The sequence below is a fragment of the Synechococcus sp. A15-62 genome (assembly GCF_014280075.1).
Taxonomy (GTDB): domain Bacteria; phylum Cyanobacteriota; class Cyanobacteriia; order PCC-6307; family Cyanobiaceae; genus Parasynechococcus.
The window spans coordinates 924,844-948,069 of the sequence record NZ_CP047950.1 but is presented as its reverse complement, the minus strand read 5'-3'; the positions used below and the strand labels follow the sequence as shown (position 1 = coordinate 948,069).

Below are 23,226 nucleotides of genomic sequence, written 5' to 3'. Positions count from 1 at the left end.
ACATGCCAGCGGCCTCACGCTATGGGCCCGGAATCACGGTGTCGGTAAGAGCAAGCAAAGGGTCGTTTATGTATCGGTTAAGACCATCCTCCCCGGCGCCAATGAAGCCAGGTGTGTCCCAGCGAATGCTGTGCATCCATCCCTCAATTGAGGGAGATCCAAGGGTTTCACCCTCCCTCAGCTGGGGGATCAAGCGCATAAAAAAGAGGTCGAGCCCACGCACAGATCGAACGAGCCAACAACCCGCACAAGAAAAAGTCCGGCTCAGCGACGATTGGACCGCTTGGAATGGCTGTGTTTCGACGACAGATGCAACAGGCTTGATGCCTTGTCTTGCTCTTCCACCTTGGTGAGCATTTTCACCAAAGTCCAGGTGTCTTGGGCAGACATCTCACCATCTTGCTCCCATTTGATGCTCGACAATTCAGCAGGAGACATCAATGGAAGACGTTTCTTTTCAACTTAAGGAACGTGATGTCGATGTGGCCGTTGCCACCAGGCGATGTCACTTAAGACAATCGAAAGTTGGTCTGCCTTGATACAAAGTCTTGAAAGAAGGCGATAAAAAAAGCCTCAGCCGCATGGGCTGAAGCCAGGTGATGGGGAACAAATGAAACATACCGGCCCTGCATCCACAATCAAGGGCTGATGACACCACATCTGGTGGCTGCCTCAGCCTTGCCGAGGCACTTGACACCACTAAGCTCCAGCCGCCAACCCGAAAAGGTCAGTGCGAGCCGAACCAGGAGCAACAGGTGCCCAGACGGATCGTCAACAACGTGAGGACACCAACAGCCGCAGACACAAACGACAGTCCCATCAGCTGCTGACGACGCTTCTCACTCCTGGCCTCGACCGATTGGCTGCCGTTCAACGAAAAAATCTAGACAAGCCAACTTAAGCGCTTTCAGTAGCTTGCGCTACCAAGACAGGACTTCTACCGTCAATGCGGCGGCGGCTGCGTGCGCTGAGTTGCATGCGTGCCCTGAGATGACGGTGACGGCGACAGGGCCTCGCATACAGATCGGCGCTGTTTTTCCACGAGCGCGGGTAGGGCCAACTGCGTTTGACCGCAGGCGAATTGGTTGTTCTGCAACACCACCAGGCGTGGAGCCACAGGGCGGTCATGCCACAGATCAAACCAGTCATGGCTGCATGATGAAACCCATCGGGGCGGCGTCAAGCGCAGCCCAGCAACCTAAGCAACGCTGAGTCATCTCCCCGCAGCTCTGCGTGAATGAGTGATACGGCCTGTTGCCAAGTGCCCTTGGGCCGATGCAGAACGGGTGCATCGGATCAGCAGCCATGGCCAAGCGTCGCTTTCTCGAAAAGCAACCGCTCACCGAAGCGGAAGGACTGACCGCCCTGATCATGATGGGGGTGGGGCTCACCCTGGGTGGCATCAGCGCGACCATCCTGATGGCGCTGAATGCCTCAGCCGCAGGGTCTTGGCAGGAACTCTGGCTTTCAGGTCAACTGAATTTCTGAGCTCAGGCCAGCCAAGGCCAACGGATCCCGAAAGCCTCCAAGGGATCCATCACAAGCTTGTTGAGGGCCCGGCCCAACAGCACCTGGGGTTCTTCCGGACGGATCGGACGCACCGGATGCTCTTGGCGGCTTGACGCATTCGCCCCGCTCACAACCCCACTGCGCACCAGTGCATTGGCCGCCTCAAGACCGCAGACGTAGGCCCGTTCCTGGCACAGGCCCTTGGCACCGTGCTCGCGTTCGCCCATCCGCACCCAGTCGCCAGCGCAGACCACAGAAGGAAGTGCCGTCTGCAGCGGGGGCCTCTGGCTGAAACTGCCGGGGGAGAACAACGACACCGAGCCCGGGTAACGCCGCACCTCAAACTGCAGCACCTGGGCAAGCCGAAAGGCTGGCACCACCTGGGGCAACAGCTGATTCAGCAAGGTGTCGACGATCTCCTGATCACTCAAGGCTGCGATCGCCGTGGCGTTGTAGAAGTCGCTGGCCACCACGGAACCCCGGGGCTCGCTGCCGCCCCAGAGTGCATCTTGATCAGCGTTCTGCAGCTGATCGAGCATGAAAAAAGTGGCGCCCGCACCCTGCAAGGCATCAAAGCGCGAGAAGACATTGGCGGGATCGGCGACTGCGATGGTGCGATCCAGCCACAACCGCACCGACACCACATCAATCGCCCCCAAACCGCCAGCAGCCGCCAGCTCCGGCAGCACATCACTGCAGCGTGGCGACTCCGCCATCAGGGCATGCATGCCCTTGGCACCCACCGCCAGCACAACCGCATCAACGTCATCAACAACGCTCGAGCGTCCTGTCGCTTGGAAGCGAATCTCCACCGACCGCATCGCTTCGCCTGGCTGATCAAGATCCAGGCTCGTGGCCAACGTTCCTCCCAGAACGGTGAGCAGACCAGAGTTGAGCAAGCGCTCCGCCAGGGGAGCGATCAGCTGCTCGGCGATGCTGCCGGAACGAATCCAGCGCACATCAAAGGAATCTTGATGCGCCAGGGCGTAGTAGTAGAGCAGCTCCATGGTGACGGCTGCCGATAATTCCTCCGGTGGCTTGAACAGCCCCACCAAAAGAATCGGACGCAAGAATTCGTCGATCATCCGCTCCGTGATTCCCAGTTGGCGGAACAGGGTCAACGCATCGATGGCGTCGTAGCGCCGGAAGGTCTCCTCGTTGCGGTTGAGATCAAGCATCGCCACCAAAAGGCCGGCAATGCTCAGGCGATCGGCAACAGGCAGTCGCTTGAAGTTCTTGATTGTTGCCATGGCCTGGCCCAGGGGACTGGGCAGCTGCAGCCCATCACCGAACACCGGCGCGGTGGCCTCCAGACCGGCGGGAGACCAGAAGGCGCTGGTGGTGAATTCAGTGAACACATCGGTGAGCCCAAGCTCATCGGTCAGCGCATTGATGTTGGGGTAATCCCTCCAAAAGCCCCTGGTGCCGGCTTCGAAGGGTTTACCGCTGGCGGTGCGCATCGGCGTCCGTCCCGTGGGATCCGACATCCCATCGACCAGGGTGACGCGAACACCGGCTTCACAGAGGGCTTTGGCTGCACCCCAGCCAGCCCAGCCAGCACCGATCACCATCACATGGGAAACGTCAGCGTTAGCAGCCTTGGATGGCTCAGGCATCGACCACAGAGAGAGAGGCTTGGGTGGGCCTCACATCATGCAGCTCTGGAGAGGAAAAGGTCGGCATCGCCACAGAGAAGAAGAAATGAATAGCGTCGCCCGAAGATGAAATTGTTTTATGGCTTCTGATACAGCCGTCCGCTGGCCTGTGTTCCTGCCGTTGGTGCTGTTCTTTGGTGGCATCGGCGCTGCAGCAGCGATGACCCAGTTGCTGGGATCGTTCTGAGCTTCAGGGCGCGATCAGACCAGGTTCAAAGCCCTAAGCACTTGAGCTCGAATCCCGCCGAGACGAAACCAAGCTTGAACGGCATCGGCCTTGCAGGTGTAGGGACGCCAATCGTCTTCATCAAGGCGCCGTTGGATGTGACGCACCACCCGTTCAGCGACGACACGATCACTGGATGCTTTCAAAAGGATCTGCCGGTCGTTCAGCTCAAACGTGTCAGTCATTTTTGGGCGGTTTGATCAGCTCACCGGTCTGTAATGACACCACAGCAAAGCTGCCCACAAAAACAAGCGCCACCAGGAGGAGGAAGGCCGCTGTGAGATTGCTGATCTCAAGCTGTCCGAGCATGAAGGCCAACAAGTTCGTCATCAAAAGCAGGAGCTTTTGAACCTAGACGGATTCGTTGTCGTTCAGATTGCCAAGAACCGCGCTGGCCATCGACAAACCGATGGCCAGCATCACAACGGCTTCGATCACGCGGCTTTGTTGGTGATGCTCGGCGCCTTGAGCAGAACCGCGGCGGAGGAAGGCTTCACCGTCACCTGACCAGAAGAAACGGATTGGGCTGGGGGCTGCCAGGTGGATGCTGCTGAGCAACGGGTGGGATTTTTCAACCAAGAACTGCGTCCCATCAACCTTCAATCAGCTGAGCCAAGGATTGCGGCTGCAGCGCTGAAGATCTGTCTGATTGGCGACCGATGCAGGAAGTGAGGTGGTTCTTGATCAAGCACTGATGGCGTCAGGCGGTGCTGCCAACAAGCGATCACGGATCTGAACAGCGGCCTGGCAGTAGGCCGACCATCCCCCCATGCGGCGCAGATCGGCACGACCACGATCATCCACAGCATTCGAGACACAAACACCCTCCACCTCTGCTTTTTCAAACGCCGCCAACAAGGGGATTTCCGCCTGCATCACATCCACATCAAAACCCTCCAAAATTTGGCGTGCTTCCTGGGCAAGCCGTTGTTTTCGGCTGTCCACCTTCACCAACAACGCGGAATGTCTCGTGTCCATCTGCCTAAGGATTGAGGAGAGCTCAACGGTGAGCTCAACCGATCTCGCCTGCGGCGTGGTGGGCAGCAAAACCAGGTCTGCTCCGGCCGAAAGGTTCTTGAGTTCATCCTCGTGGCTGCTGGCCTGCCCATCGGTGATGATCACCTGGGCATGGCGGGTGGCCTTTGCTGCAGCCTCCACAGGCACCACCTCAAACGGAAGCATCCCTCGGGCGGCATAGGCGGTGGCTGAGCGGTTGCGATCCGCATCAACAACACACACCGACAGGCCCTGCTGAGCCCAAACACAAGCCAAATGAATGCTGGTGCAGGTTTTTGCCACACCACCTTTCTGGCCAAAGACAGTCAAAAACATGGCGGAGGTTTAAATGCGCGGAATGATCGCGTCGTTGGGGAAGAACTCTTCAAACACACAGATGCGGTCGGCCCAACGGGCCTCCACTTCCAAGCGCATCAAGCGATTGCGCACCCACATCAAGGTGTCCACATCAATGGGTTTATGGAACTTGTGCTGCTGCGCCTTCACCCAATCATCCTTGCTCTGAGAGCTGTTCATGACCGCGAAAACTGTTGTGTCCATACCGTACGGATGGCATCTCTGAGCGCCAGCAGCTTCACATTGAGTAAGCATCAAGCATCACCCAATCGCAGCCGAACTGTTCAGCAGAACAACAAATTAATGGAAGCTTTGAGTCCGGACCAGAAGGTTTAGATCTGGAACCTCGAGATCGGTAGCCGATCCATCATTCCGACCATCCCAGCAACGACAGAATTGATTTAGTTCATCTTCAGCCTGTGATGACGCAAAAAGCACCCCAACTCAAGCCACGCCCTGTGCACACACCTCCCAAACGTGCTTGAACCACTTGGAGGCCTGTACCAAACAGCCTGAGCCGAACAGAATTCCTGTTTTGTAACAGCACGAACGACACGCGCATTGACAGTCCTTCTATAAAGGATCTGTAGCAACTGCTACGCAATCACGTTCACCTCGTCTTCGGCGAGGCGCAGTTCGACTCAGGCCATGGAACGGGGACCTGAGCTTGCTTCGAGGAACTCATCATGACCCTGACCTATCGCGGCCAGAAGTACAACCAGAGCAACGCTGCTGCTTCCAATGTTCAACGCCCTGTTCTTGTTTACCGCGGTCAGAAAGTCGCTCGCTGACAACAGCACGACGACCTCTTTCAAGCCCCGCCAAAGCGGGGCTTTTTTTATGGCTCATTCGCCTTCAGGATCGGGCTGTCTTGCCTTCCAACGTTCAAACCAAACGGCGACGGCGAGGGACACAGCCACGGCAAAGCCAGCACCAATCAGCACCACACCAACTTCCACCGGCATCAACACCACCTGTTGCTCCTTCAAATCATCGGACAAGACCGATCAACACGGCAAAGGCGGCGTTATCGAACCAAGGCGTTACTAAACCAACGACTGATACGCCTCATTGACGCGTCGAAACGCCTCAGCAGAACCACCGAGATCTGGATGGTGCTGCTTCACCAGTTTTCGATGCGCCTGCTTGATCTCCGCCAGGGATGCGTTGGCATCCAAGCCCAACACCTTTAAAGCTGCACGGCGTGGATCACGGGCATGGCCATTTTCCGGACGATCGGTTTGACGCTGGTCTGTTCGGGTGCGGCGCCCCTGCCGTCTGGAACCGGATTGCTCCTGACGCTGACGCAGCTGCTCCACCACACGCTGTGGATCCTCATCCAGCCATTCACTGGCGCGAACCCCAAACAAGGCAAACGCCGCCAGAACTGCCGTTGTTTGCTTGTTCGGCTTGGCACCCACCGCCGCCAGGAGATCTGTTCCCAGCCCCGGAACCAACCGATCCAACCGCTGTTCAAGGCTTAAGTGGGCAGGAAAACCACTCCGGTTGAGCTGCTCAATCAACAGCTCCAAACCCCGCTGACGCAGTGCCGTCCATCCCTGCTGCTGAGCAAGGGCGTGCCCCCATGCCCGCACCTGTTGGCTGCTGATCCGTGGTGGAGCTTGAGCCGATGGCTCACTCCAGGGGCGATGGGATCTTGCTTGCGTGCGAATGCGTTGGCGTTGCAATCGCTCCAACTCACGGTTGAGCCGCAACACCTCGCGACGCAAAGCATCGTTCTCCGCCAGCAACGCCTCAACATTGCTGGTGACCCGTTGTTCAGGGCGTCCACCAGACCAATGCCGCGGATCAAAGCCCAAAGCGTGTCTCCCGTCTCACCACGGCAACAACTCACCATTGGCATGCCAGAAGCTGCCGCTGGTGGCCATGGTTAAGCCATCGATCCGTGCCAGCAGACCCTTCACCGACTGCTCGGGGGGGATCCCGCTGGGATTGAAGCGAATCATGCGGGTGCGCACCAATCCGGGATGCAAAATCGCCACGGCGATGCCCCGCGATTCCAGGTCAATCGCCAACGATTTTCCAGCCATGTTGAGGGCCACCTTCGACATCCGATAGCCATAGGAACCTCCCGAGCTGTTGTCGTCGATGGATCCCATGCGGCTGGTCATCAGCACCAACTTGGCGCCACTGGGCATCTGATCCACCAACGCCCTGGCCAGCAGCAAAGGAGCAAGGGCATTCACCTCAAACTGGCGTCGAATCCCGGTGGGATCCAAATCCATCAGGCCCATCGACTGCAAAATCCCGGCATTGAGAATGACGCCACCGAGGGGCAAACCATCTAGACGCTGCACCAGGTCATCAATGGCTTGGCTATCGCTCAACTCAAGGCCGGCTTCCACCCGCACCCCCAAACCCTCGAGTTCATCACTGGTTTGACGGCAAACCGCCACCACGTCATCACCCCGGGCCTTGAGCTGCCGGCAGTATTCCAAGCCGATCCCACGGTTGGCACCGGTGACCAGAAACGTCGCCATCGGGAGGTTTCAGCAACCGCCATCCTGCCGGCTCTTGCGTCGATCCACTAACGCGATCACGCCGAAAAATCCCCCTCGACGCCGTACTGATGCAAACACTGTTTCACAGTGAGTACTGAAACCGTACCGCCGGTCTCTGCATCCACCAGCAGGTATGGGCAGCCTCGGAGCACGCAGCGCCGCCGTGCGTCGATGTAGGCATCAAAAGCGTTGGCATGGGAACACTCCTCCACCCAACCTTCACTGCTGAGATATCGCGTGAGGATCATGCCCACAGACGCCTGGGCCACCGGTTATGGCTCAGGACATTCCGCATCCCCAGAAGTGACTTGAAGTCTTCGGGATCACAACGGAAAGAATGAACCCAAAGCAAGGCAGATCAATGGGATTCAGCTGATCCCTGCACAACGGTGACCACCTGATTCCAGGTGGCATGCACCACGCGGTAGGTCTTCAAGGTGGCGCGTGATTTGGTGCGGGCGTTCACGAAGGCTTTGAACTCCGTTTTGAAGCAGATCTCTTGGATCCACTGCCCTCCATGATCAAGCCTCTCGATGCAATACATCAGAGATCAAGCGGTTAAAAACATCACAACCGCAAAACTTTTGCTGAGCACAAAAACAAAAGATGGTTTTCGGGATCGGTCAAAAAAAGCCCCCGCGCTGGGCGGAGGCTCGGGTGGTGTGAGGAGTCGACGATTTTGCAACTGCCGACTCTGATTTCATAGCCCGATTTCAGAGCAGCAGCTCCCCCAGCCACAAAGCTTTAACCACTACAAATAGAGAACACTGGCGCGACAGCGCTGGAGCGCATCACGCACAGCCTTCAGCCCCGTTTCGTCTGGCCGATGCAGCCCGGCAGGCACCACCATCTCGTCGTCCTGATCCAGATGAACCCGTGCAGAGAACCAGGTGCCAGGTCCTGGCACAGACGCACGGCAGATCGGATCTTGGCTGTCGTCCAGACGTCGCTCGATCAACCAACCCTCCACCCGATCCAAGGGCTGAAACGCCGTTGAGGCAGAAGCGACAGGCACCATCAGGATGAGCGGCAACACGTGAAAGGCCTGCATCACAAGGCTGGGGCGAGCAAAGCGCACCCATCGTCACAGAGAACACCGGTTCAACCGCACTGTTGCGTTAGAAGGGCTGCGTCGCGGAGCCGTCGATGCCGTTATTTCGCTGTGAAGGGTGCTCCATGCGCATCGAACGCTCGATGGCGGCGTACTGGCGCAACAAAGGGAAACTGCTGTGCTCCACCTGTCTCGATCGCCAGGAGATGCCTCTGAAAACGGCCGAGACCGGTCGGAAACAAGGTTCTTCCGAATTCCGTGCCAACAGCAACAAAAGCTGACACCAACTGTGGGAATGATGCTTAGGTCGTTCCCTCCCCCCTGAACCATGGGTTTCCTCGCCGTCGCCGGATGCGTGCTCCTGGCTTCCGCCATGTCTGCTGCACTCACCACCAAGCCTTCCAAAGCCTGAGCGTTCAAAACGCCAGCAAAAGCTGAACAAAACCGGGCCTGGCCCGGTTTTTTTTATGGCGATGAGCACTTAGCCATGGATCTTTTCTCCCGCAGAAGAGATTTAGAACTGCAAATCAGATGTGCATACCGCCCCCTCACGGCTGTAGATCATTGATCCACTGAGCGAATCCCATGGAGAGCATCAGTCGCATCTGTGCCACTTCCAAAGGCACCACCATTGATGCCATCGGCCAGGGCCGCTACCGCGTCTGCAACCGACATGCGGTGTGCTCTGACGTTGAAGGTCTATGGCAAGCCTATGAAATTCTGCGGCGTCAGGAACAATCCTTAAGTTGATTGATGGGGCCAGGAATAAGTATCAACACTTACAGCGCTTGAGTGTTCAGCACGTAACACTTGATGCACCCCGGTGAGGGGTAATGCGTCGACTCCAGGAGGGCCTAGGGAACCCTCCTTTTTTATGCGGGTTTTTCAGAAGCCCAGCGTTCCTGCAGTGTCCTCCCCGAACTCCAGGTAAAGGCAGCGGGCATCCTCAGCCCTGCCGCAATCAATTAGATGTTGAACCCGTTCGCGCCACCACTGCGACACACCGGAACTCAACTCTTTATTAGGCAGACCACCGAAGGATTCACTCACAGCAATCATTCGTGCTGAGCAAACGCTAAGCAGCACGATTGACAACGCGAATTGGCTTGTTACCTGCTGTTAGCAGCTGTTGTTACCCAACAGCCATCTTCTGCAAAATCAGCCACACCAATCATTTGTAGCGGTTCACACTCCGCAGAGCATCAAAGCCGCAGACAGTGAAATTGCGGATGAAACCTAGGGTTCCGATCTCTTCACGGGGATGCCTGGTCCAAGAGGTTTCCACCGGCCTTGCCGGTTGCACGGAGGGACAAAAGCCCGGGAGACCGCCTCAACGCACACTCCCTTGTTTGATGTCATCCCCATCGGACCCTTCAGGGGCCTTCCAGCGTTCGCATCCCAGCGAAGGCATGCAGGCACTCGAGAAGGAACGCAAGCTTCCACTCACTGGCTGGCAGCAAGAAGTTGACCAAGCCAAACGCTTCGGGCTTGAAGCCGCCGAAAGCATTGTTGACCGCAACATCTCCACCTTCTCTAGAGGCGAGCTGCCGCATTTCGCCGGCATCAACACCTTCATGAAGGGGCCCTACTTGGAAGATGTGAACCAGGTGGGCAACTACGACGTCGCCATCGTTGGTGTACCCCACGACTGCGGCACCACCTACCGGCCCGGAACGCGCTTCGGCCCCCAGGGGATCCGACGAATTTCAGCGCTTTACACGCCTTACAACTACGAAATGGGGGTCGACCTGCGTGAACAGATCACCCTCTGCGATGTGGGTGACATCTTCACGATCCCGGCCAACAACGAAAAGAGTTTCGATCAGATCTCCAAAGGCATCGCCCACGTCTTCTCGAGCGGCGCCTTCCCGATCATCCTCGGTGGCGACCACTCGATCGGTTTCCCCACGGTGCGTGGGGTGTGTCGCCATCTCGGCGACAAAAAAGTGGGAATCATCCATTTCGATCGCCACGTCGACACCCAGGAGATCGACCTTGATGAGCGGATGCACACCTGCCCTTGGTTCCATGCCACGAACATGGCCAACGCCCCGGCAGAAAACCTGGTGCAGCTGGGCATTGGTGGTTGGCAAGTGCCTCGCGAGGGCGTCAAGGTCTGCAGGGAGCGGGGCACCAATGTGCTCACGGTGACCGATATCACTGAAATGGGACTGGAAGCCGCAGCCCAGTACGCCATTGAACGAGCCACCGATGGCACGGACTGCGTCTACATCTCCTTCGACATTGACTGCATCGATGCCGGCTTCGTGCCGGGAACTGGCTGGCCTGAGCCCGGTGGCCTGATGCCGCGAGAAGCGCTCAAGCTGCTCGAGCTGATCGTGCGCAACGTTCCCGTCTGCGGCTTGGAAATCGTTGAGGTTTCACCTCCCTACGACATCAGTGACATGACCTCCCTGATGGCCACCCGGGTGATTTGCGACACCATGGCCCACCTTGTGGTGAGCGGTCAGTTGCCCCGCAAAGAGAAGCCGGAGTGGATCAGCGACACCTGCAACATGAACGTTGATCAGAAGTGGAGATAGGCCATGCATGAAGTCGACATGACCAAGTGCCTGCTGATCTCCCTGAATGAATGGCGCGACCGTCGCGAAGACACCTCTGCGATGGTCGAAACCGTTCATCTCGATGTGGGGCGATTCACCTGCGTTGAACCCGATCAGCTGGTGACCACTTACAACGCTGCGGTGCAGGGCACCTGGCTGGATGGATCCCGGCTCACGATCACGGAAATCCCCTTTGTGGGCCGCTGCTTGATCTGCAACGGCACCTACGACCCTGTGCCCGAAAACGCCTATCGCTCTCCCTGCTGCGATAACCCGCTTGAGGAGATCGTCAGCGGTAGGGAATTGCGCATCCGCAGCATCGATTACCGCAGCGATGCCGCCGCTGCCCTTGAGTCCGCTCCAATCCAGCGTCAACGCTGAAACCAATACCCCCCTCTTTTGCCATGCATATGCCTCTTGAGGACACCCTCGGCCTCAATCTGCTTGCGGCCAACAACCATCAGGCCGAACACAACAACGAGCATTTCCAGAGCTGGGATCTGCTTTGCCTCAACCTGATGAGCAGCCCAGGCGCAGGGAAAACCGCCCTGCTCGAACAGTCCCTCCCAGCCTTGGCTCGCGAACTCAGCATGGCCGTGCTGGAAGGCGACATGACCACTCACCTGGATGCCGACCGCTTGGAAACTGTTGGCATCCCGGTGGTGCCCATCACCACAGGCAGAGCCTGCCACCTTGATGCGGCCATGGTGAGTGGTGGCCTGAAGTTGCTGCAACAACGGCTCGATCCTTCCGCGCTGGATTTACTGCTCGTGGAGAACGTGGGCAACCTGGTCTGCCCTGCGGAATTTGACGTTGGGGAACACCACAAAGTGGCGTTGCTCAGCGTGACCGAGGGCGATGACAAGCCGCTCAAGTACCCCCTGATGTTCCGCAACGCGGATGTGGTGCTGATCACCAAGGTGGATCTTCTGCCCCACCTGCCTGTGGATGTGGCAGCGATCCGCCGCAACATCCACAGCATCAATCCCAACGCCACGGTGATCGAGGTCTCCGCCCTGACAGGTGAAGGCCTGGATGCCTGGCACATCTGGGTGCGGCAAGCCCTCGCCAGCCGGACCACCACAACCCCTGCTCTGGCCACCGCCTGAGCAGATCAATTCAACGTCTTGTTCCTCCCGCCCATGCCATGACAAAACAACTGCGCAACCTTCTCTTCGCCGGCCTCGCCATCGTGCTGGCTGTCGCTTGCTCCAAGCCCTCCACACCGACGGTGGGTGGCACCCCGATCGTTTTGGGCTACAGCAACTGGGCCGGATGGTGGCCCTGGGCGATTGCCGTGGAGGAAAAGCTGTTCGAGAAGAACGGCGTGAATGTGGAGATGAAGTGGTTCGACGGCTACGTGCAGTCGATGGAAACCTTCGCCGCTGGCAAGATCGACGGCAACTCCCAAACCTTGAACGACACCATTTCTTTCCTGCCGGGTGAGAACGGCGGTGAAGTGGTGGTTCTGGTTAACGACAACTCTGCTGGCAATGACCAGATCATTGCCGATGCCTCCATCACATCCATCGCCGATCTCAAAGGCAAGACCGTTGCTGTTGAGGAAGGCGTTGTCGATGACTATCTGCTCAGCCTGGCCCTCAAGGATGCGGGCCTAAGCCGCGACGACGTGGTGATCAAAGGCATGCCCACCGATCAGGCAGCCACTGCATTCGCGGCCGGTCAAGTTGATGCAGTTGGTGCCTTCCCTCCCTACACAGGCACCGCCATGAAGCGAGAAGGTGCCCAGGTGATCGCCAGCTCCAAGGAGTATCCAGGTGCCATTCCTGATCTGCTCACCGTCAGCGGTGATCTGATCAAGGAGCGCCCCGACGATGTGCAGAAGATCGTGAAGACCTGGTGGGACGTTCGCGAGTTCATGGAAAAGAACCCCGAAAAATCCGAGGCGATCATGGCCAAGCGTGCCGGCATTCCCACTGAGGAATACGAGCAGTACAAAGACGGCACCCGTTTCTTCTCCATCGAGGAAAACCTCGAGGCCTTCAGCACTGGTGAGGGAATGAAGTTCATGCCGTTCGCCGCTAAGTCGATGGCCGACTTCATGGTTTCGGTGGGCTTCATCCCTGAGAAACCAGACATGAGCAAGCTGTTTGACGACAGCTTCATCAAGAAGGTCGCCGCCTCCTGATGACTGCCACGGCCGCCGCTGCTCGCAAGGGGAGAAGCAATGGGCTTCTCTCCCTGTTCACCCTTGGTGCCATGCCATCCAAGGCCGTGCGTGGCGGCCTGCAGGTGGCATCACTGCTGGTGCCCCTGCTGCTCTGGACCGCCATCGCTTCCCTCGGACTGGTGGATGAAAAATTCCTTCCCTCTCCGCAGGCCGTGTTCCGCTCCCTGGCCTCCATGGCCGAGAGCGGAATCCTTTTCCAAGACATTGTGGCCAGCACCGCCCGCGTGTTTGGAGGATTTCTTCTCGCCACACTTCTGGCGGTGCCGATCGGCATCTGCATGGGGGTGTACCCAGCGATCTGCGCAATCTGCGAGCCGCTGATCGCCATGCTGCGTTACATGCCTGCAGCGGCATTCATCCCTCTGCTGATCATCTACCTCGGCATCGGGGAGGAACCCAAGATCGCTCTGATTTTTCTCGGCACGATCAACTTCAACATCCTGATGGTGATGGATGCGGTGAAGTTCGTTCCCAAAGAACTCATCGAAACCACACTCACGCTGGGTGGTCGCAGCCGGCAGGTGCTGGTGCAAGTCGTCGCCCGCTACAGCCTGCCCAGCATCATCGACACCTTGCGAATCAACATCGCAACCTCCTGGAACCTTGTGGTGGTGGCTGAGCTGGTGGCCGCGGAAGTGGGCCTTGGCAAACGCATCCAGCTGGCTCAGCGCTTTTTCCGCACCGATCAGATCTTCGCCGAGTTGATCGTTCTCGGCTTGATCGGCTTCGCCATCGACATGGGATTCAGGCTGTTGCTGCGTCTCAGCTGCAAATGGGCGGTGTGAGCCTTGGAATTGATCGTTAACAACCTCAGCAAGCGTTTCGGGGAGAAATTGATCCTCGATCACCTTTCGTTTTCCATGAAATCCGGAGACTTCATGGCCTTTGTGGGCAGCTCTGGGTCCGGGAAGAGCACGATTCTGCGGCTGATTGCTGGTCTGGATCAACCGAGCAGCGGCAGCATCACTGTTGACGGCAACCCAGTCACCGGTCCCGGGCCAGACCGGGGCATGGTGTTTCAGAAATACAGCCTTTATCCATGGCTCAACGCTGCTGAGAACGTTGCCTTCGGGATGCGACTTCAGCGGATGAAAGCAGCAGAGATCAAGGAGCGAACCGCCTATTTCCTCGAAGTGGTTGGCCTTAGTGACGCCGCCACAAAATTGCCGCGCGAACTGTCGGGCGGAATGCAACAGAGGGTTGCCATCGCCCGGGCCCTCGCCACCAACCCCAGCATCCTGCTGCTGGATGAACCCTTCGGGGCTCTGGATCTACAGATCCGGGAATCGATGCAGGACTTCCTGCTCAAGCTCTGGCAACGAACAGGCCTGACCGTTCTGCTGATCACCCACGACGTGGAAGAGGCTTTGGTGCTGGCCCAGCGCGTCCACGTGCTTGCCCCAAATCCAGGGCGAATCACTCGATCCCTCGATGTCGATCTCGACAAAACCGATCTCGATCAGCTGCGCCTAAGCAGCGACTTCCTCTCCATGCGTCGTTCCCTCTCCGCCACCATGCGGGAGCTGGAGCCGGCACTTTCCTGACTGAACTGTCTTAAGTGAAGCCGTGTTGAATCAGACGTTCCTTCCTGCATCGCTGTACCGCGGCGACGCGATGCATCAATGGGACATCCACACCTATGCCAACCACTACTGGCATCCGGTTGCACCAATCAGCCATCTCCAACCGGGAGAGGTGCTGGCCATCACCATGCTGGATCAGCCACTTCTGCTCACCTGGCCCACTGGAGAGCATCCACGTGCTTTTCGCAACCGCTGTCCCCATCGCGGTGTTGCATTTGGACAAGGCGGAGGAACGGGGCAGTCCTGTCGACGCCTGGTTTGTCCTTATCACGGCTGGACCTACAACCTGCGCGGAGAGCTGCTGGCCGCGGCGCGTGAAGCCGATTTTGAGCAGGACTTTGACCGGCAGGGATGGGGGTTGCAAGAGCTTGCCTGCCGCATCGATGGCCCACTGATCTGGATCGCTTTCAGCGATAAAGCTCTAACACTCGAGGAGCAGCTGCAGCTGGTTCATACCGAAGCCGGAGCAGCCTGGAACACTGCATCCACCCTGCTGCGACTGAGCCGAAGCAGCCTGGCCTGCAATTGGAAGATTGCCCACGACAACACACTTGACGACTACCACGTCGCTATTGCCCATCCGACAACGCTGCACCGCGAACAAGGGCCGGTGAGGGATTACCGCCATCGCTTCAGCCAACACAACAACCTTCTAGAGACACCCCACCCGGACGGGGGTCGATTCCTTACCTTCGGGCTGCCGCCATGGAGCCATCTGCTGGTCTGGCCAGACGGGCGGTTGGCATGGCTGGAATTCATGCCCGAACGACCCGACCGCTGCACGATGCAATTGCACTTGTTCGCAGGCAGAGACGCCATGGATGCAGCCACAGCCGACGCCTGGCTGAGGGACATGCTCACCTTTCTGGACGAAGACAAGGCTTTGGTTGAATCAGTCCAACACGGATATCAAGAGGATTTCCAGCCAGGGCCTCCGCATCAGCTGGAACGAAGGATCCTGCATTGGCAGGGTCTTTATCGAGAACGGTTGGGATCAGCAGGAAACAGCATTGAGGAACGCAGCCATGAGGCCATCTCTGCATTGAGGAGCTGAACATCCGCAAGGGGTGCAGCTGTGAATGGCTGAAGCGGCATGTAGCCATCGGGGCCAAACTCAGGCGTCATCGTGATCGGCCGTTCGGGCCTCGCGCTTTGATCGAGAAACAACTGCCAACAGCGGCGATGGCTCTCGAGGGCCTCAGCCCATTCCGGTGCGAAAGGGTGGCTGACGGAGGGCCCCTGAGCATGGCCGATTCGGGCATGAATGTGATCAACCCGAGCGGCCACCGCCTGAATGGGGGGGAGTTCAGGTGTCATTAACCGTTCCGATACCGCACACCAGTGACTGAGATCCGCTGTGAGCCGAAGCCGTGGATGGCGGGCCAGCCAGGCGGGCATGCGCCATGGGTTGAAGAGAGAACGACTGCGATGCGTCTCGAGCGTCACCGGAATCGAACACGCATCAATTTTGTCCAAAAGTCTGTCGAGAAAACGATGCTGCTCAACTTCTTGCCAGCTATCGCTGCCGGTGATCAAAGTGATCTTGAGCGGGGCCAGCGCCATGGCTCGCTCCAAGCCGCGCTGAACTTGATCCAGATGCTGCGATGGAGAGCAGTTGAGATCGGGGGTGTAATCCCCCCCGGTAACAATTTCAACAATCAGATGCTGTTTTGCATCGGAGAGGCAGCGACGGATCCCTTCAGGCTGAAGAGCCTTAAGACAAGGGTGATCGAGGTTCACCTCAAGGCCATCAAAGCGCTCGCATTCAGCGGAGGAGCAGGCCTGTTCAAGGGACCCAGTCCAGCCCCACAGTGTTTTGAACAGCAGCAACCTGGGGCTGCTCAATGGATTTCCGTAATCACCTGCGGCTGAATGCCGAGATAGATCGCTTCGCGGAAGAGAGCCTGCTTCGCCTTGGCATCACGGTTCTGTTCCGCCAAGCGAAACCTTTCACGCAACGATGCGATCAACGTGGTTTGACGTGGGTTGCCCGGAGTGCCGGGAGGAGAGCTTGTCACCACCAGAGCGCGATCTCGGCCTCAGTATGGGAGAGCATCAGCCAAAGGTGTTGCCGTTCCATCCCCAGCAGCTGGCCTGCACATCCTCAAACCCGATGTACACCCGGTTGGCGGGGATTCCCGTCCTCGCCTGAATCAGCTCACAGAACGCAGCTGTCATCGCAGGCGGACGCAGCGCACCGATCGATTTCACCTCGACATAGGCACAGGGCTCATGACTGCCGGCGAAGGTCATCGGAACGCCTGTCTCCAGAAGCGTCATCACGTAAGCCTCCGGCTTGCCCGTCTGATTGGCCAACTCAGACGAAAGCTCCTGCAACAACGCTGATCCGTCTTTCAGTGCTGGAAGCGACGTGCGCACATTGATCAGAGGCATCGGCTCAAGAATGCTGGGAGAAGCTTGGCACTCTCAAGCCATGAGTGCCAAGCCCTGGATGTTGATCTAATTGAAATATTTCCAAAAGCAAAGACCATCAACCTGAACAATTCGGACAAAAAAGGCTCATAAATTTCACGCAAAAGTGATCAACTCAATGATCCTTCTTCACTTCTTTGGCCTTGGAGACGTTCTGCGTCGCTTTGAACTCGAGCAAATCACAGGTCTGACAATCATGGGATTCAGACCACTGAGCCTGGATGAATTGATGCGCTGGTCGCAAAACACAGCCGACCAGCACCACTGGGATGGGGAGGCGATTCGTCACGACGTGATGAGCACCTGGCTTGATCAAGCCGAAGACATCACCCGCTGGAGGCATCGGCTGAATCAGGCCCCTGCTGAGGTTGAACTTTTGGCTGGCATTGGCGATCAGCGCACCTGGCGCGATCATTGGGAAGGCATGCTGCGCCAAACACCGCGTGCCGGCTGGTGATCACGAGCGGAGTGCAATGACAGGCTGTCCACCGATCAGCGGACGAGAAGCCGACGTTGCTGCTGTGATGCGGAAACAACGGCAGGTCTGGTCGAACAGTGCGATCGATCTTGAACACCTGCATTCCGGCTTTGCTTGCGCTCTCCACATGCACCAACCGACGGTGCCAGCGGGAGCGAACAAGAGCTTGATCTCCCATCTCCAGTACATGCTGGATCACCCCAATGAGGGTGATAACCACAACGCCGAACCATTCGCCCACTGCTATCGGCGTCTTGCCGACCTGCTGCCGGAACTGATCAATGAGGGCTGCAGCCCAAGAATCATGCTCGATTACTCGGGCAATCTGCTCTGGGGAATCGAGCAGATGGGGCGCCGCGACATTGGCGATGCACTCGACTACCTCGCCTGTGATCCTTTAATGCAGGGGCATGTGGAGTGGCTTGGAACCTTTTGGAGCCATGCCGTGGCTCCGTCCACACCCATCCCAGACCTGAAATTGCAGATCAGCGCCTGGCAACAGCAGTTCGAGGCCAGTTTTGGCAGCGCTGCCCTGGAACGAGTCAAAGGGTTCTCTCCACCGGAGATGGCGTTACCCAACCATCCCGACACCCTTTTCGAATTCATCAAAGCCCTTAAGGAAGCGGGATATCAGTGGCTCCTGGTGCAGGAGCACAGCGTTGAGTGCATGGACGGGAGCCCACTGCAGCGCAGCCAATGCTTCGTTCCCAATCAACTTCTGGCCAGGAACAGTCGGGGCGAGGAGATCAGCATCACGGCACTGATCAAAACCCAGGGGTCTGACACCAAACTTGTGGGGCAGATGCAGCCTTATTACGAGGCATTGGGTTGCGAACGGCAACGTCTTGGTGACGTCGAGGTGCCAGCACTGGTGAGCCAGATTGCCGATGGAGAAAACGGTGGGGTGATGATGAATGAATTTCCAGAGGCTTTCCGGCAGGCCAATCGCCACATCCGTGACAACCCCAAAGGCACCGCGGCCATCAACGGAAGTGAATACCTGGAGGCTCTGGAGCGCAACGGAGTGGATCCTCACCACTTCCCCGCCATCCAGGCGGTGCAACAACACCGCCTTTGGAGTGAACTTGGCGACAACACCTCAACCGAAGGGCTGGAAGAGACCATCAGCAAACTCATGGCTGACGACACCAGCTTCAGCATGGAGGGTGCGTCCTGGACCAACAACCTGAGCTGGGTCGAGGGTTACGCGAATGTTCTGGGCCCGATGAATCAACTCAGCGCTCAGTTTCATGCGCGGTTCGACCCATCAGTCGCCGCAGACCCCACCACCACCCGCACCCTGGCTTATCAGGAGTCGTTACTGCATCTGCTGCTGCTGGAAACCAGTTGCTTTCGGTACTGGGGGCAAGGGGCATGGACCGAATACGCCAGGGAGATCCATCGACGTGGAGAGGATTCGCTGAACCGGAACACAGTCACGCCCAACCGAAACTGAGAAGCGCTTTACAGAGCGTTACATTCGTGTAACGTAGAGCTATCCGAGCACGCTCCATGGGCGATTACACAACGGCAATCATCGCCATGGTTGGTATCGGCATCGTGTTGACAGCTGCTGTGGTGTTTGCCCTGATGCGCCCCAGTGACATGCCACCCATCGACGAGAACCGAAATTGAGCATGGGAATTGTTACTGAACTGCTGATCGCCGCCACTGAAATCGGAATTGCCCTCCTGGTGGCTATTTCCCTGCCCGTCGCTGAGTCCCAGAACTGATTTCACGCTTAGCCCGTGCCCTTCAAGCGAAATTCTGTGTAGATCGAGGCGGCATCACGCTCACGATCAAGGTCTTCCAGGTCGCTGCATCGCGTTTGCATCCAATACACAGTTTCCCTCCAGATTTCCAGGCGATAACGGCGCTCAAGGTTTTGTCCGGAACCGTCCAAAGCTCTCCCAACGTCTCCATTTCAATCTAGGCAACACGAAATCATTTTGTTTGTGATGTCAACATCTAGCGATCGGCTCTGGATGACGATCAATCCATCAACAATGAAAGGCGATCCTTTTTCATCAAAACAAAATTTGCAACAGCACACATCGGCAATGAACCGTGCCCGTTGTTACGACAACACAGGTTCGAGTCAATACTTTGAATTCAATCTGCCGACGTCACCATGGAGCCCATCGCTCTGACACTTGGCCAACAGTTCGACATCGAACAGCGCAGTCGTGATATCAATTCAATGACCGACGTCAAACAGCTCCAGGAGATCAGCAAAGATCTGCTTTTGGCTTGGCAAAAGGAGATTGCCCGCTCACGGGCAGCAGCAAGCCCACACCAGAAATAACGCTTCGTTACAGTTGGTTGACATGCATGTGAGTCATGAACCTCAGCTTGCCTCAGCAGTTCGAAGCTGAAGCGATCAAGCGGTCCATCGACGACACGGACGATCTCGACCAGTTGAAGGCTCTAGCACGGGAGCTCGCAGACCTCTACGTGCGTCAGAGAGCTGCAACAGCCTGGGTGATCGCCGAGAAATAAGTCTCACACCTTGCTGTCGCTTCTCCAGCGACGTTCCAGGCGCTGACGTGCTTCGTCAACGGTTTGCTCACGCAAGGGAGCAGTTTTGTTGCGGTAGGGGCGCGTGATCGACCAAAACTTGAAGCCAGAAGCCAGCGCCACCACCATCCACGCGAGCACAATCCACCCCGGATTCGTCATCTTTGCCCAGCAATGAGCTCCATGATGGCGGACGGAACGCGACTTTTGCCCGCATCCCCCCGTATCAAAACAACCGTGGATCCTGAGGTGCGCCAGTTCGTGATCAGCCAGTTGGTGGTGATCGCAATACCGGTTGGAACCCTTTTTGGCATCTGGCTTTGGATGCTCAACTGGAGAGGTCATTCCCACAGAGACCAGTGACCTTCCTTGCCGGCCTACTGGCCCCCGTACTGATGCTGTTCCATCTTGCTGGCCCCGTTCCAGCGGATCTCGGCGTCAGCAACGGGGCTTTACGCGACTGCCCGACAACAGCTCACTGTTCCAACCAAACCTGGGAAAGCTCCAACACGATGGCTGAATTCAACAGGCTGAGTGAGTTGGTGCAGGAGACGCCGAGGACGGTTGTCATGGATCAAACCGTGACCTACCTCCATGCCGAGGCCAGCAGCGCATTCTTTGGTTTTGTGGACGACCTCGAACTGTTTGCTGATCGCGATAACAACCGGATCCAGGCAAGATCCGAGTCGCGCCTCGGCGACTCGGATCTTGGTGTGAACGCCGCAAGACTGGCGGCGCTGCAATCCAGGCTGAAAGGCTGACGCTGGCTTAAACCTTGGCGCGACGCAGGTTGCTCAGATCAATGATCATCTGCTTTATGCCAACGACGAATCCGACGGCAGCCAGGGCCACGATGCTGACGATGATCAGTGTGTCGAGCAGTGAACGTGGATCGATCCAATCGGGCATGGCATGAACCGTGAGCTGATCTCGTGTTAGCCAGAGCCGATAAAATCCCAGCACGTAGCGCGTACGTTCAACACAAATCGTCAGACATGCACGACATCATCTGCCCTCACTGCAACACAGCCTTCAAGGTGGATGAAGCCGGGTATGCCGACATCCTCAAACAGGTGAGGGATCGAGATTTCGAGCAGCAACTGAACAAGCGGCTCGCCCTGGCGGAACAGGACAAACGAAACGCCATCGAGTTGGCCATTGCCAAAAAAGACAGGGAAATGCAAACGCTTGAGGCACAACTCAAGCAAAGTGCAATGCATCAAGAACTGGCGATTAAGGATGCCGTGAACAAAGCGGAGAAGCAGCGGGATCGCATTGCCACTGAACTCCAGCAAATGCGCGAGCAGCAGGCTACAGAACTACGCCTAGCCGAAACCAAATTCGCCAAAGAAATGCAGGCGATGACGCTGCAAAAAGACAATGAGGTGAGAGATTTGCAAGCGCAGCTCCAGGCCGGGGCCATGCAACGCCAGCTGGCCGTGAATGAAGCGGTGAATTCCGTGGAGAAACAACGGGATGCACTTCAAAGCGGCTTGAAGGAAGCAGAACTGAAGCATCAGCTGGAATCTCAATCACTGAAGGATCGCTACGAAGCCCAGCTCAGTGAGCGGGATCAGGCCATTGAACGCTTGCGCGACATGAAGGCACGGCTCTCCACCAAAATGGTGGGGGAAACCCTCGAACAACACTGCGAAACCGAATTCAACAGGATTCGTGCAGCCGCTTTTCCGAAGGCCTATTTCGAAAAAGACAACGACGCGCGCAGTGGAAGCAAGGGTGACTACATCTTCCGCGACCAGGACGACCACAACAACGAAATCATCTCGATCATGTTTGAGATGAAAAACGAGGCCGATACAACGGCGACCAAGAAGAAAAATGAAGACTTCCTCAAAGAGCTAAACAAGGACAGGAACGAAAAAAATTGCGAGTATGCAGTGCTCGTCTCCCTGTTGGAGCCTGAAAATGAGCTTTACAATTCAGGCATCGTTGATGTATCTCATCGCTTCCCTAAAACCTATATCATTCGCCCACAATTCTTCATTCCATTCATCACATTGCTCCGCAATGCAGCCATGAAATCTCTGGAATACAAGGCTGAACTGGCTCTGGTAAAAGCCCAGAACATCGATGTCACCAACTTCGAGAACGACCTGGAAACCTTCAAAACGGCCTTTTCCCGCAACTACGACCTCGCCTCCAGACGTTTCCAAACGGCAATCGATGAAATCGATAAGTCGATCGATCACCTGCAAAAAACCAAGGATGCACTGATGGGTGCTGATCGAAACCTGCGGCTTGCCAATGACAAGGCACAGGATGTGACCGTTAAAAAGTTGACCCGACGCAATCCAACGATGGCAGCCAAGTTTGCCGACTTAAACAACGCCTCTGATCAGAAATCCGCCTGACCAATGCCATCCAGTCCACGCAACCGCATTGGCGAGGTTTACGGCAAACTCACCGTGGTGCGCGCATCCGAACGGCGAACCAAAGCAGGAAACTCCTTCTGGTGGTGCCGCTGCAGCTGCGGGGCCGAGCGGGAAGTTCCCAGCGACAAGTTGTCGCTGAACACGGCCCGCCGCAAGCCCACCGTGAATGCCTGTGAAACCTGTGCCCGCGAATTACAGATTGAAGGGGTGTATCGCAAAAACGATCGCGAAGAAAAACAACGCCGCCAGTCAGCGCTTGAAGCAAGATCACAACTGAAGGGTCAGGTTCCCGAACGCTGGCTATCTCTACCGCTCACTGATGCCCACGCGCGCGAACTAGGGCAAAAACTCTTCTTCCGTGGCACAACCTGTCTTCGTGGACACTTAGCGCCGTACCGAATCAACGGCGGTTGTCTGGCTTGTTCCGGTCAGACGCCATCCGCGGCAGATTCGCCATCAACCAAGCCCAGAGGGTCATAACTGCGGCACCAAAGGCCAACATCGCCAGGAGCTTTGCTTCCATTCAGAGGAAATCGAAATCGTCTTCCGAATCACCGGAAAATGCATTCATCACGAGAGCAGAAAGGGGCACAAAAACGGCCGCCATAACAAGTATTTCCACGGGTTCTTTATATTTGTAATGACACTAACGGATTTAACTTTACAAAAAGTCATCAGCACTACCGTCCCGCAGGAGTGAGTTCAAATACTCATTTCTGGTTTAGGCATAGGCATTTCACTCCGTTGTCAG

General features: G+C 57.0%; 38 protein-coding genes and 1 riboswitch. Of the genes, 19 read left to right on the top strand and 19 right to left on the bottom strand.

Annotated features, from left to right (window positions below; translation table 11 throughout):
• Positions 1-264: 264 nt before the first annotated feature.
• A complete protein-coding gene (locus tag SynA1562_RS05345; RefSeq protein ID WP_186495047.1) occupies positions 265-438 on the bottom strand; it encodes a hypothetical protein in 174 nt (57 codons plus the stop codon).
• An 867-nt stretch (positions 439-1,305) separates the two neighbouring features.
• On the opposite strand from SynA1562_RS05345, the gene SynA1562_RS05340 reads away from it, so the two are divergent.
• The gene (locus SynA1562_RS05340; RefSeq protein WP_186495046.1) at positions 1,306-1,488 is read left to right on the top strand and encodes a hypothetical protein; all 183 of its coding nucleotides are present in this window, start codon (positions 1,306-1,308) and stop codon (positions 1,486-1,488) included.
• A 2-nt stretch (positions 1,489-1,490) separates the two neighbouring features.
• Here SynA1562_RS05340 and SynA1562_RS05335 read toward each other — a convergent pair whose 3' ends face one another.
• The 6 genes from SynA1562_RS05335 to SynA1562_RS05310 form a co-directional block, all read right to left on the bottom strand.
• Entirely contained in the window at positions 1,491-3,125 is a 1,635-nt protein-coding gene (locus tag SynA1562_RS05335) for an FAD-dependent oxidoreductase (RefSeq protein ID WP_186495045.1), read from the bottom strand.
• 240 nt (positions 3,126-3,365) lie between these two features.
• The gene (locus tag SynA1562_RS05330; protein WP_186495044.1) at positions 3,366-3,575 is read right to left on the bottom strand and encodes a hypothetical protein; all 210 of its coding nucleotides are present in this window, start codon (positions 3,573-3,575) and stop codon (positions 3,366-3,368) included.
• On the bottom strand, positions 3,568-3,720 hold the full coding sequence (locus tag SynA1562_RS05325) for a hypothetical protein (RefSeq protein WP_186495043.1): 153 nt from the start codon (positions 3,718-3,720) through the stop codon (positions 3,568-3,570). The genes SynA1562_RS05330 and SynA1562_RS05325 overlap by 8 nt, the downstream gene beginning before the upstream one ends.
• A 21-nt stretch (positions 3,721-3,741) precedes the next feature.
• Positions 3,742-3,948 carry a hypothetical protein gene (locus SynA1562_RS05320; RefSeq protein WP_186495042.1) on the bottom strand — a complete coding sequence of 69 codons (207 nt, stop codon included), beginning with the start codon at positions 3,946-3,948 and terminating at the stop codon, positions 3,742-3,744.
• Positions 3,949-4,074: 126 nt separating this feature from the next.
• Entirely contained in the window at positions 4,075-4,722 is a 648-nt protein-coding gene (locus tag SynA1562_RS05315; RefSeq protein ID WP_186495041.1) for a ParA family protein, read from the bottom strand.
• A 9-nt stretch (positions 4,723-4,731) separates the two neighbouring features.
• On the bottom strand, positions 4,732-4,923 hold the full coding sequence (locus SynA1562_RS05310) for a hypothetical protein (RefSeq protein WP_244272209.1): 192 nt from the start codon (positions 4,921-4,923) through the stop codon (positions 4,732-4,734).
• A gap of 506 nt (positions 4,924-5,429) precedes the next feature.
• Here SynA1562_RS05310 and SynA1562_RS05305 point away from each other — a divergent pair.
• A complete protein-coding gene (locus tag SynA1562_RS05305) occupies positions 5,430-5,534 on the top strand; it encodes a DUF4278 domain-containing protein (protein ID WP_186495040.1) in 105 nt (34 codons plus the stop codon).
• A gap of 54 nt (positions 5,535-5,588) precedes the next feature.
• Here SynA1562_RS05305 and SynA1562_RS05300 read toward each other — a convergent pair whose 3' ends face one another.
• The 5 genes from SynA1562_RS05300 to SynA1562_RS05280 form a co-directional block, all read right to left on the bottom strand.
• The gene (locus SynA1562_RS05300) at positions 5,589-5,744 is read right to left on the bottom strand and encodes a hypothetical protein (RefSeq protein WP_156783015.1); all 156 of its coding nucleotides are present in this window, start codon (positions 5,742-5,744) and stop codon (positions 5,589-5,591) included.
• Positions 5,745-5,789: 45 nt separating this feature from the next.
• The gene (locus SynA1562_RS05295; RefSeq protein WP_186495039.1) at positions 5,790-6,563 is read right to left on the bottom strand and encodes a J domain-containing protein; all 774 of its coding nucleotides are present in this window, start codon (positions 6,561-6,563) and stop codon (positions 5,790-5,792) included.
• Between the two features lie 15 nt (positions 6,564-6,578).
• The gene (locus tag SynA1562_RS05290) at positions 6,579-7,244 is read right to left on the bottom strand and encodes an SDR family oxidoreductase (RefSeq protein ID WP_186495038.1); all 666 of its coding nucleotides are present in this window, start codon (positions 7,242-7,244) and stop codon (positions 6,579-6,581) included.
• A 56-nt stretch (positions 7,245-7,300) separates the two neighbouring features.
• Positions 7,301-7,534, bottom strand: a complete 234-nt coding sequence (locus SynA1562_RS05285) for a hypothetical protein (protein ID WP_255445750.1) — start codon at positions 7,532-7,534, stop codon at positions 7,301-7,303.
• A 482-nt stretch (positions 7,535-8,016) separates the two neighbouring features.
• Complete coding sequence (locus SynA1562_RS05280) at positions 8,017-8,343, bottom strand: hypothetical protein (RefSeq protein WP_255445749.1); 327 nt, start codon at positions 8,341-8,343, stop codon at positions 8,017-8,019.
• A 98-nt stretch (positions 8,344-8,441) separates the two neighbouring features.
• Between SynA1562_RS05280 and SynA1562_RS05275 the strand changes: the two genes are divergently transcribed.
• Positions 8,442-8,597: a hypothetical protein gene (locus SynA1562_RS05275; RefSeq protein ID WP_156783014.1), complete on the top strand. Its 156-nt coding sequence runs from the start codon at positions 8,442-8,444 to the stop codon at positions 8,595-8,597.
• Positions 8,598-8,901: 304 nt separating this feature from the next.
• Positions 8,902-9,066 (top strand): hypothetical protein, encoded by a 165-nt coding sequence (locus tag SynA1562_RS05270; RefSeq protein WP_170951296.1) that lies wholly within the window; start codon positions 8,902-8,904, stop codon positions 9,064-9,066.
• A gap of 135 nt (positions 9,067-9,201) precedes the next feature.
• On the opposite strand, the gene SynA1562_RS05265 is transcribed toward SynA1562_RS05270, so the two are convergent.
• Positions 9,202-9,366 carry a hypothetical protein gene (locus SynA1562_RS05265; protein ID WP_186495037.1) on the bottom strand — a complete coding sequence of 55 codons (165 nt, stop codon included), beginning with the start codon at positions 9,364-9,366 and terminating at the stop codon, positions 9,202-9,204.
• A gap of 175 nt (positions 9,367-9,541) precedes the next feature.
• Positions 9,542-9,642: riboswitch (guanidine-I (ykkC/yxkD leader) on the top strand.
• Between the two features lie 26 nt (positions 9,643-9,668).
• On the opposite strand from SynA1562_RS05265, the gene speB reads away from it, so the two are divergent.
• Genes speB through SynA1562_RS05230 form a run of 7 tightly spaced genes read left to right on the top strand, consistent with a single transcriptional unit; the run spans position 9,669 to position 15,708 of the window.
• Positions 9,669-10,859 (top strand): agmatinase, encoded by a 1,191-nt coding sequence (speB, locus tag SynA1562_RS05260; RefSeq protein WP_186495036.1) that lies wholly within the window; start codon positions 9,669-9,671, stop codon positions 10,857-10,859.
• 3 nt (positions 10,860-10,862) lie between these two features.
• A complete protein-coding gene (locus SynA1562_RS05255; RefSeq protein ID WP_186495035.1) occupies positions 10,863-11,261 on the top strand; it encodes a hydrogenase maturation nickel metallochaperone HypA in 399 nt (132 codons plus the stop codon).
• Positions 11,262-11,284: 23 nt separating this feature from the next.
• The gene (gene hypB, locus SynA1562_RS05250) at positions 11,285-11,989 is read left to right on the top strand and encodes a hydrogenase nickel incorporation protein HypB (RefSeq protein WP_186495034.1); all 705 of its coding nucleotides are present in this window, start codon (positions 11,285-11,287) and stop codon (positions 11,987-11,989) included.
• 38 nt (positions 11,990-12,027) lie between these two features.
• Positions 12,028-13,029 (top strand): ABC transporter substrate-binding protein, encoded by a 1,002-nt coding sequence (locus tag SynA1562_RS05245; RefSeq protein WP_186495033.1) that lies wholly within the window; start codon positions 12,028-12,030, stop codon positions 13,027-13,029.
• Positions 13,029-13,856: an ABC transporter permease gene (locus SynA1562_RS05240; RefSeq protein ID WP_186495032.1), complete on the top strand. Its 828-nt coding sequence runs from the start codon at positions 13,029-13,031 to the stop codon at positions 13,854-13,856. The genes SynA1562_RS05245 and SynA1562_RS05240 overlap by 1 nt, the downstream gene beginning before the upstream one ends.
• A 3-nt stretch (positions 13,857-13,859) precedes the next feature.
• Positions 13,860-14,615 (top strand): ABC transporter ATP-binding protein, encoded by a 756-nt coding sequence (locus SynA1562_RS05235; RefSeq protein WP_186495031.1) that lies wholly within the window; start codon positions 13,860-13,862, stop codon positions 14,613-14,615.
• A gap of 22 nt (positions 14,616-14,637) precedes the next feature.
• The gene (locus SynA1562_RS05230) at positions 14,638-15,708 is read left to right on the top strand and encodes an aromatic ring-hydroxylating dioxygenase subunit alpha (RefSeq protein ID WP_186495030.1); all 1,071 of its coding nucleotides are present in this window, start codon (positions 14,638-14,640) and stop codon (positions 15,706-15,708) included.
• Here SynA1562_RS05230 and SynA1562_RS05225 read toward each other — a convergent pair.
• The 3 genes from SynA1562_RS05225 to SynA1562_RS05215 are packed head-to-tail and all read right to left on the bottom strand — an operon-like array spanning position 15,630 to position 17,048.
• Positions 15,630-16,499: a sugar phosphate isomerase/epimerase gene (locus tag SynA1562_RS05225; protein ID WP_186495029.1), complete on the bottom strand. Its 870-nt coding sequence runs from the start codon at positions 16,497-16,499 to the stop codon at positions 15,630-15,632. The two genes, SynA1562_RS05230 and SynA1562_RS05225, sit on opposite strands and share 79 nt — an antisense overlap.
• Entirely contained in the window at positions 16,496-16,672 is a 177-nt protein-coding gene (locus tag SynA1562_RS05220; protein WP_255445747.1) for a hypothetical protein, read from the bottom strand. The genes SynA1562_RS05225 and SynA1562_RS05220 overlap by 4 nt, the downstream gene beginning before the upstream one ends.
• Before the next feature lie 37 nt (positions 16,673-16,709).
• A complete protein-coding gene (locus SynA1562_RS05215; RefSeq protein ID WP_038555629.1) occupies positions 16,710-17,048 on the bottom strand; it encodes a phenylpyruvate tautomerase MIF-related protein in 339 nt (112 codons plus the stop codon).
• Between the two features lie 157 nt (positions 17,049-17,205).
• On the opposite strand from SynA1562_RS05215, the gene SynA1562_RS05210 reads away from it, so the two are divergent.
• From SynA1562_RS05210 to SynA1562_RS12995, 3 genes are read left to right on the top strand one after another with little or no spacing between them, the layout of a single operon-like run.
• The gene (locus SynA1562_RS05210; protein WP_186495027.1) at positions 17,206-17,544 is read left to right on the top strand and encodes a hypothetical protein; all 339 of its coding nucleotides are present in this window, start codon (positions 17,206-17,208) and stop codon (positions 17,542-17,544) included.
• 16 nt (positions 17,545-17,560) lie between these two features.
• Positions 17,561-19,021, top strand: coding sequence for a glycosyl hydrolase family 57 (locus SynA1562_RS05205; RefSeq protein WP_186495026.1), 1,461 nt, complete (start codon positions 17,561-17,563; stop codon positions 19,019-19,021).
• Between the two features lie 56 nt (positions 19,022-19,077).
• Positions 19,078-19,200 carry a hypothetical protein gene (locus tag SynA1562_RS12995; protein WP_255441949.1) on the top strand — a complete coding sequence of 41 codons (123 nt, stop codon included), beginning with the start codon at positions 19,078-19,080 and terminating at the stop codon, positions 19,198-19,200.
• Positions 19,201-19,306: 106 nt separating this feature from the next.
• On the opposite strand, the gene SynA1562_RS05200 is transcribed toward SynA1562_RS12995, so the two are convergent.
• On the bottom strand, positions 19,307-19,468 hold the full coding sequence (locus tag SynA1562_RS05200; protein WP_186495025.1) for a hypothetical protein: 162 nt from the start codon (positions 19,466-19,468) through the stop codon (positions 19,307-19,309).
• A 437-nt stretch (positions 19,469-19,905) separates the two neighbouring features.
• On the opposite strand from SynA1562_RS05200, the gene SynA1562_RS05195 reads away from it, so the two are divergent.
• On the top strand, positions 19,906-20,064 hold the full coding sequence (locus SynA1562_RS05195; RefSeq protein ID WP_186495024.1) for a hypothetical protein: 159 nt from the start codon (positions 19,906-19,908) through the stop codon (positions 20,062-20,064).
• 3 nt (positions 20,065-20,067) lie between these two features.
• Here SynA1562_RS05195 and SynA1562_RS05190 read toward each other — a convergent pair whose 3' ends face one another.
• The gene (locus SynA1562_RS05190; RefSeq protein ID WP_186495023.1) at positions 20,068-20,244 is read right to left on the bottom strand and encodes a hypothetical protein; all 177 of its coding nucleotides are present in this window, start codon (positions 20,242-20,244) and stop codon (positions 20,068-20,070) included.
• 24 nt (positions 20,245-20,268) lie between these two features.
• Here SynA1562_RS05190 and SynA1562_RS05185 point away from each other — a divergent pair, with 24 nt between their 5' ends.
• Positions 20,269-20,445, top strand: coding sequence for a hypothetical protein (locus SynA1562_RS05185; protein WP_186495459.1), 177 nt, complete (start codon positions 20,269-20,271; stop codon positions 20,443-20,445).
• Positions 20,442-20,843: a DUF1499 domain-containing protein gene (locus tag SynA1562_RS05180; protein ID WP_186495022.1), complete on the top strand. Its 402-nt coding sequence runs from the start codon at positions 20,442-20,444 to the stop codon at positions 20,841-20,843. Before SynA1562_RS05185 ends, SynA1562_RS05180 begins: the two co-directional genes overlap by 4 nt.
• 7 nt (positions 20,844-20,850) lie before the next feature.
• On the opposite strand, the gene SynA1562_RS05175 is transcribed toward SynA1562_RS05180, so the two are convergent.
• The gene (locus SynA1562_RS05175) at positions 20,851-20,991 is read right to left on the bottom strand and encodes a hypothetical protein (RefSeq protein ID WP_186495021.1); all 141 of its coding nucleotides are present in this window, start codon (positions 20,989-20,991) and stop codon (positions 20,851-20,853) included.
• Positions 20,992-21,077: 86 nt separating this feature from the next.
• Here SynA1562_RS05175 and SynA1562_RS05170 point away from each other — a divergent pair, with 86 nt between their 5' ends.
• Together SynA1562_RS05170 and SynA1562_RS05165 are read left to right on the top strand one after the other, a co-directional pair.
• A complete protein-coding gene (locus SynA1562_RS05170; protein ID WP_186495020.1) occupies positions 21,078-22,454 on the top strand; it encodes a DUF2130 domain-containing protein in 1,377 nt (458 codons plus the stop codon).
• Between the two features lie 3 nt (positions 22,455-22,457).
• Complete coding sequence (locus SynA1562_RS05165) at positions 22,458-22,955, top strand: early protein (E6) (RefSeq protein ID WP_186495019.1); 498 nt, start codon at positions 22,458-22,460, stop codon at positions 22,953-22,955.
• Positions 22,956-23,226 lie beyond the last annotated feature (271 nt).